This is a genomic window from Frankia sp. KB5, from assembly GCF_002099325.1.
GTDB lineage: Bacteria > Actinomycetota > Actinomycetes > Frankiales > Frankiaceae > Frankia > Frankia casuarinae.
On sequence record NZ_MRUJ01000217.1, the window covers coordinates 1 to 6,773 of the forward strand.

A 6,773-nucleotide genomic window follows, 5' to 3' on the forward strand; every position below is an offset into this window, starting at 1 on the left:
CACTTCGCAGGCTCCAGGAGAACTCTGCGCTTGTCATCGGCTTCTTCGGTGACCCCCACCTCGCCTACATCGGCTGGTAGTGAGTCCAGATACTTTCATTCCCCTTAGTAGGAGCCGTCAGGGAGCGGTTGGATGACCGGTAGCGCGAGGTTGGACCTGACTCGCCAGAGCAGGTCCGCGCCGGTGTCAAGTGCCTGGTGCCACAGGTCGCGGCCGTAGAAGTTGCGGTCGGCGGTGAGGAGCATCCCGGGTTCGCAGGCGTCGAAGAGAGTGGCGGCGAGGGTGCGTTCGTCGCTCGCCCGGGGGCCGACCGCGGCGGCGACGATCGCGTGCGTGCCGCATTCGGCGAGCGCGACAACATGGACCTGTGGCAGGGCGCTGGCCTTGTGTCCGTTGGTGTGCCGTCCGAACCTGGCCACGTTCTCGGGGGTGTCCGCGGCGTCGAGGAAGAACCCGTCGATCGCCGTCAGCCGCCGGGAACGCAGCCATGCGCCCTTGGTACCCCGCCCCGCGACCGGCACCGCGACACGTTCAAACAACAGTTTCAGAGGCGCGGCGCCGAGTCTGATCCGTGCCTGCGAGATCGCCCCGCTAGTTGGGACCTGCCAGTCACCCTTCCAGTTCCCCAGCCACCTCAACGCACCGGCGAGTTTACGCATGACTTCTTCGTAGTCATCGTCGAAGAAGAGGCACATCGCCATCGTGAAGTACACCATGACCCGGGCTGGCAGCAGCCTGGTACGCCGTTCCTGCCGTTTCGTCTCCACCAGCGCTTCATCGACGAGATCCCGGGGAACGATTCTGGCGAGCACACCGATCGAAATACGGTCGGTCAGCCGCTCGCTGTCCACGGCTGGCAATTCCACTACCTGACGAAGGCGCACCACACCCGGATGCTATCTGCCGACCGCCCGACTCCCGATGTGAACTCTCCGCCGCCCACTGATCGACGTTGAGGAACTGGACCGAACGCCGTGTTCGAAAATTGATCGACGCGGGATCGGACGTTGGCATGTCGGGATGGACAGGCGTCCCTCTAACTTAATCGAGCGGCATTGCCACCTCAGACTCATCCGCGTCGCCTCACCACAAAGGACCGCCCCCATGATCAGACTCGCGTTTTACGGCAGGGTCTCCACCGAAGACCAGCAGGATCCAGAGGCCTCCCGTAACTGGCAGATCGCCCGCGCACGAGCCCTGCTGGTGATCCTGCGTGAAGCCGACTCCACCGGCAAGGCCGAGGTCTACCGTGAACTTGGCCTGAAGCTTATCTACGATCACGAAACAGAGACGATCACAGCCGAAGCCACACCAAGATCATCGGCGTGCGTAGTGTCTGTGTCCGAGGGGGGATTCGGCCACTACGCACACGCCCTTAACCAGCGCAGGCGCATACCGGTTGCCCGGCAAGCGGGCGACCGGTAACAGCCCGCGTGCCGGCCCTGCGTCACCGCCGCACCGAACACTCATGCGCCCCCGGAATCCTGCCGGCCGGCTTGCCCGGCAACGCCCAGCAGACGCCGCTACAACCGACCGAGATCGATCTTGACCGGGAAAGGTGCGGCAGCATCGACGGCGCCCGTGAAGACCTCAGCGCCACGGTACGTTCCGGTCGCCGGGTCGAGGACGTAGGTATAGACGACCGGGACGCCGGCGGGGGGCTGCTCGACCCGCCAGTAATACGAGATTCCAGCCTTCGCATACTGCTCGGCCTTGACAATCCGGTCGGTCGTCTCAGAGCCCGGTGAGACCACCTCGACGACGAGCAGAAGATGCTCGGGACGGGCCGACATGATGTCGATCGTGTCGGCGCGGTACACGGCCACGTCCGGACGCCGATTCGTCAACGGCACGTCCTGAAGCCGAACATCGACGTCGAAGTCCGCGTTCCAGCCCGGCCCGGCAGCAGCCTCCAACGCGACCGCGAGGATCTTGACCAGCCGGTTGTGACGCTTGGACGCGCTGGGGCTCACAACGACCGTCCCGTCCACGATCTCGATGCCCGCGCACCGCTCCTCGGACCAGGAGTCGTATTCCTCCGCCRTGATCTGCTGGTGCATCCAGGCAGGAGCGATCATCCCCGCAGTGATGGCACACCTCCTTCAGATGATCCAACAGACCTGATCCCCGCCGAACCAGCGTAGCGCCGTACCCTCTGTGTCTCGGCATCCTGYGGCAGCCCACCCGCACCCGCGAGGGTGGCTGGGACTGACCCGGGTGTGTCAAGAAAACGGCTCTGTCGCACATCCGGTTTGCGCCGTGAGGCGCTGTGGTTCGAGTGGAGGTGAGAGACCTTCACCGTCTGCCCTGTCGCTGCAGGGTGGGTGGAGCTGAGGGCTGCCTGGTCCGGGTAGTGCCGGTCTGGGTGGGAGCAGCCCTGACGAAGCCGGGACGTTTCAGTAGCGGTCCGAACTGGTCGAACGCGAAGCACCGGTTCGGACAGGTGCCGGTGAGGTACTCGATCCGGTCGAGCTTGCGGTTCTTGTCCGGGTCGGTGGACTCCTTCCACGTCCTCGTGCGTGGGAACGAGATCCGATGGTGGTGCAGGAGCTGCCGCAGCCGTTCCCGACCGATGGTGACGGTGCGGTCGGGGTTGTCGGCCAGGTAGGCGGCGAGCTTGCGCAGGCTCCAGTGCGTGAACGGCTGCCCGAGTCTCTCCGGGCGGGTGCGGGCCGTCGCCACGGCGAACACCTCGTCGTCAGAGCTGATCAGGCGGGGACGGCCTCCCGCCCAACGAGGGTCCAACGCGTCCAGGCCGATCTCGTTGAACCGGTGGATCACCCCCCGGACCGTGTCCTCGTCCGCCGCGACGAGACGAGCGATCGCGGGGACCGGGGTCCCACTCGCCGACGCCATGATGATCAGTGCGCGGCGGACTCGGATCGCGCCGTGTTTCCCGCGGCGCGCGATCGCTTGGAGTCGTTGGCCTTCCTCATCGGTCAGCCGCCGTGCCCGTACCGGCCGCGCCATCGCGGTTCACCTCCAGGGCTGGTCGCCGTCCTCATCGGGGATGGTGTGCCCGTGATCACCCGCCTCTACCTACTCCACGGCCGGAAACGTTCGTGGTCAGCRCACCAGCCGGGCAGGATCCGGTGGCGGAGAAGCGGGAAGTCAGCTCGGCGGTGCATCTGGCGCATGATCTTCTTGGTCTTGGTGTTGACGCCTTCGGTGCCACCGTGGCTGTAAGAGCCTGTCCTGGATCTTGAGTGATGTTAACGCTCTGTAGTGTCGCGGGGTTGCCAGCGTGGGACGGGATTCCCGCGAACGAGACGGCGGACCATGGTGCGGATCATCGCCCAGTGGATGAACAATGCGGAGGTGGCGGGGTGGCGTTCGTAGTCGTGGGCAAGCCGCCGGTGGGCGGTGAGCCAGGCAAGGGTACGTTCGACCACCCATCGTTTCGGCAGGGCCTCGAAGGTTTTCTGACCGGGTTTCTTCCGAACGATCTCGACGGTGGTCCTCATGATGGTCCGCGCCCATGCAACAGGCTCGCCAGCGAAACCGCCGTCGGCGAACAGATGACGGCGGCTACGATTCCTTAACCTGTCGGTCCTTCAGATCCTGCGGCTGTTGACCTGTCCGTGGTCTTCCCGACTGGTTGGATGATCGCTGGTCGTCGGTTGGTGCGGCCGGGTGGGCGTCCGGGGCCGGGTCGGGCGGGTTTCGGTGCGCGGGCCGGTAGCGGTGTCTTCGGGCGGAGGTTGCGGAATCCCCGGCGGGCACGGGCCGGAGTCAGCCTTGTGGGTTCGGCGGGTCGTTCCCAGGGGCGGCGCAGGTCGGTGGTGAGCGCGCGGGCGAGCCGGAGCTGGGTGTAGGCGGTGAGGACAAGCCAAGTCCAGCGGTCCGCCGCGGCGGGGTCCCGGATCTTCGGGGCGGTCCAGCCGAGGGTCTGCTTGACCATGCGGAAGGTGTGTTCCAGGTCGAACCTGCGCAGGAACGCCTGCCAGGCGCGGTCGACGTCGGCGCTGCCGGCGTCGGCGGTGGAGTGCCACAACCAGACCGGTTTCGGGCGCCGTTCGCCCGGGAGGCGGTCGACGACGAGACGGATCAGGGTGCCCTCGATGATCGGGAGCTGGCCGGTGTGGTGTTCCCATCCGCCACGGCGGGTCAGCCGGGGGTGGGCCCGGTCCCAGCAGGTGGCGACCGCGGTGCCGTACCGGCGGGTCTCGGTGGTCGTGGTGACCGTAGGGGTGGGCAGGCTGGCCGGGTCGGCCAGGGGCAGCTCGGGGCCGTGCCGTGGTGGCCGGCCGGACGCCTTCGGCGGCCGCGGGAGGACGGGCAGGCGGAAGACCCGGTCGGAACGCAGCCGGCCGACGAGGTCGACGGGCAGGCCGGCCAGCAGGAAGGCCAGGCGGGTGACGTCGTAGCCGGCGTCGAACACGACGAGGATGTTCGGATCACCGGCGGTGTGGTGGCCGACGGCTGCGAGCCGGCCGACCACGTCCCGGACCTGGGCGGCGGTCACCGTGGTGAGGTCGTCGTCGGGGCCGAGACGGACCGCGTCCAGCGGCGCCGTCCACGAGGTGCGGCCCGGTTCGAGGGCGGCGACGAACGAGTAGGGCCAGCCCGGGATCATCTGGGCGTTGCCCTTGCCCCGGCCGTAGGTGTGGCAGAACAGCCGGCCCGGGCTGGTGGCCGCGTCCGGGCGCAGCCACGGGCTGACGTCCACACCCAGCACGATCCGGCCGTCGGCAGCGCGCGGCAGCGGCAGCCCGGCCAGCGCGCGGCGCAGCCGGCTGATCTCGACCCGGCCGTGGTTGATCGCGCCGTACAACGCGCCGTGCCCTCGGCGGTGCTCCGCTGCCGGCGACAGGCCGACCAGGTCACGGACCGGGCCGTCCGCGCACAGCACGGCGTCGGTGAGCTCGAACAGGGCATCCGCCCGCCGGGTCAGACAGCCATAGAACTCCTGGCGGAACCGACACAGCACCCCAAGGTGCTCGACGATGGGGACATCGTGGGCCAAGCTGTCCTCCACGGCCTTCTGTCTGATCACGGTGTCTTTGGTGAGAAACCATGATCAACAGGAGGCCGCTTCACGTCACGGCGACACGCCGGCCCACCCCAAACCACCAGCGACTATCACACAGAGTGACACCCGAAGGTTAAACGACAAGCTGAGAACCGCCCGATCTTGGTTCAGGGTCCTGAAATCGCCGTTCGCCCGGTCTCTACGAGGCTCCCGAGCAGGGGCGATGCCGAGTGAGCACCCGACTCGCAACATCATTGCGAGAATCGAACACACGTTCCGCAGGTCTGGCGGGTTCGGACGCTGTGGCCCCCTTGGCGGCGCCGAGCTGGTCCCGTCGTCCCGTCAAGGGCGAGTCGCCCTCGTCCTGGCCTGACGCCGCGTCCCCGGCGGCAAGCCCCAGCCGAACTCACCGGATGGTGTGCCTGCCCRGTCCTCGCCGACGCCGGCTACGGAGACTCGGCCGAGTTCCGCCAAGATCTCACCGGCCAGAACCTGGTCTACGTCGTCGGCGCGGCCCACACTGCGACTGTGGCTGCCGCGCGGACTGAGATCCGCCGTTCAGCTCGCGTCCCGGCGGATCTCGGTGGGTGGCCACGCGTCGGTCGTATCCTCAATGGGTGAGCACCTTGCGGGACGAGCTGCACAGTCTGATCGACCGCCTGCCCGAATCGCAGGTGGCGCCGATCCTGGCTCTCGTGCGCGAGAGCGCACCCGCCGAGGGCGGCGGAGACGAGTGGCCATTGCCGGATTTCGTCGGCGCGTTGGCCAGCGGCAAGGGCGACCTCGCCGACCGTTCGGCTGAGATCCTGCGCGCGGAGCTCGGGCGCAATCCCGAGTGATCGTCTGGGACACCGGGCCGCTGATCGCCGCCGCCGACATCGACGACGAGCACCACGCCCGCAGCGTCGCGCTCATGCGGCGCACGCCCCGGCCGCTACTCGTTCCCTATCCCGTCCTGACCGAAGTCTGCTTCATGCTCGAACGAGAGAAGGGCACCCGTGCCGAAGCCGCGTTCCTGCGCTCCATCAGCACCGGACAGATCAGCCTGATCCCGCTTGCTCGCCAGGACCTCGACCGGATGGTCGAGCTGGTCGAGAAGTACAGCGACTTCCCGCTCGGCGCCGTTGACGCCTCCGTGCTCGCGATCGCCGAACGCCGGCACTTCTCCGTCGTCCGCCTCACGAAGCCGGTCGCACTGCTGCCATGACCTTGTTGACACGCCGGCCAGCCCTGATTCCGGTAGCAGTTCGCCGATATGCGGTGGATCTTCAGCATTCCCGCCACCAGGCCGCAGGCTGCGATGGTCCACTGCGAAGCCCGAGCCCGTGGTCGGGCAAGCGACRCCCAGGACCGCGTCCGCCACATCCTCGTAACTGGTCACTGTAGTTGATCTAGATCGCCGGCCTTGATGATCAGGTGAGGTCCCCCGGCCGGTGAGGTGTCGGACGCGGCTGCTCACGACAACCACCCGGTTGACACGCGAGCTTCGGTGCCGGATCACACTTCTGTGCATGACGGACGCGGACGATCGGCACCGCCTTGCTGTGATTGTCGTCGATGGCTTGGAGACCCACAGCCACCAGCGGGTCCCRTCCTTGCCCTCGACCCGCTCGAACACCCGCCACGTCGTCTCRTCCGCGTGGACATGRCCGGCGGCGGCGTTACGCGCCRCGATCTGMTCRTCGAGCCCGCCGAGYAGTCCATGCACGTCCTTCAACGCCCCACACAGAGTGCCCTCGGCAACACCGAGCCCGTCGGCGGCCAGCGCCCGAGCGATCCGGTGCAACGGCAGGCCCAGGAC

General features: G+C 67.5%; 5 protein-coding genes and 4 pseudogenes. 3 read left to right on the forward strand and 6 right to left on the reverse strand.

From position 1 onward, the window contains the following. Positions 1-107 precede the first annotated feature (107 nt). A pseudogene (locus KBI5_RS19280) lies at positions 108-887 on the reverse strand (IS4 family transposase); the annotation flags it as partial. Between the two features lie 217 nt (positions 888-1,104). Between KBI5_RS19280 and KBI5_RS19285 the strand changes: the two are divergent. Then, entirely contained in the window at positions 1,105-1,425 is a 321-nt protein-coding gene (locus KBI5_RS19285) for a hypothetical protein (protein ID WP_011436548.1), read from the forward strand. 98 nt (positions 1,426-1,523) lie between these two features. Here KBI5_RS19285 and KBI5_RS19290 read toward each other — a convergent pair whose 3' ends face one another. From KBI5_RS19290 to KBI5_RS19305, 4 genes and pseudogenes are all read right to left on the reverse strand, one after another. Beyond that, the gene (locus KBI5_RS19290) at positions 1,524-2,078 is read right to left on the reverse strand and encodes a Uma2 family endonuclease (RefSeq protein WP_085016029.1); all 555 of its coding nucleotides are present in this window, start codon (positions 2,076-2,078) and stop codon (positions 1,524-1,526) included. A 310-nt stretch (positions 2,079-2,388) separates the two neighbouring features. Continuing rightward, positions 2,389-2,970 (reverse strand): annotated as a pseudogene (locus KBI5_RS19295) (helix-turn-helix domain-containing protein); the annotation flags it as partial. 242 nt (positions 2,971-3,212) lie between these two features. Continuing rightward, a pseudogene (locus KBI5_RS19300) lies at positions 3,213-3,524 on the reverse strand (IS5/IS1182 family transposase); the annotation flags it as partial. Positions 3,525-3,538: 14 nt separating this feature from the next. After that, positions 3,539-4,996 carry an NF041680 family putative transposase gene (locus tag KBI5_RS19305; RefSeq protein WP_240724227.1) on the reverse strand — a complete coding sequence of 486 codons (1,458 nt, stop codon included), beginning with the start codon at positions 4,994-4,996 and terminating at the stop codon, positions 3,539-3,541. Positions 4,997-5,589: 593 nt separating this feature from the next. Here KBI5_RS19305 and KBI5_RS19315 point away from each other — a divergent pair. Next, complete coding sequence (locus KBI5_RS19315) at positions 5,590-5,811, forward strand: hypothetical protein (RefSeq protein WP_035734479.1); 222 nt, start codon at positions 5,590-5,592, stop codon at positions 5,809-5,811. Then, positions 5,808-6,179: a PIN domain-containing protein gene (locus KBI5_RS19320; RefSeq protein WP_023842079.1), complete on the forward strand. Its 372-nt coding sequence runs from the start codon at positions 5,808-5,810 to the stop codon at positions 6,177-6,179. Before KBI5_RS19315 ends, KBI5_RS19320 begins: the two co-directional genes overlap by 4 nt. 369 nt (positions 6,180-6,548) lie before the next feature. On the opposite strand, the pseudogene KBI5_RS19325 reads toward KBI5_RS19320, so the two are convergent. Further along, positions 6,549-6,758, reverse strand: a pseudogene (locus KBI5_RS19325) (transposase); the annotation flags it as partial. Positions 6,759-6,773: the final 15 nt, after the last annotated feature.

Coding starts and splice junctions, on each gene's coding strand:
- KBI5_RS19285 (WP_011436548.1), top strand. CDS start 1,105: ATGATCAGACTCGCGTTTTACGGCAGGGTCTCCACCGAAGACCAGCAG.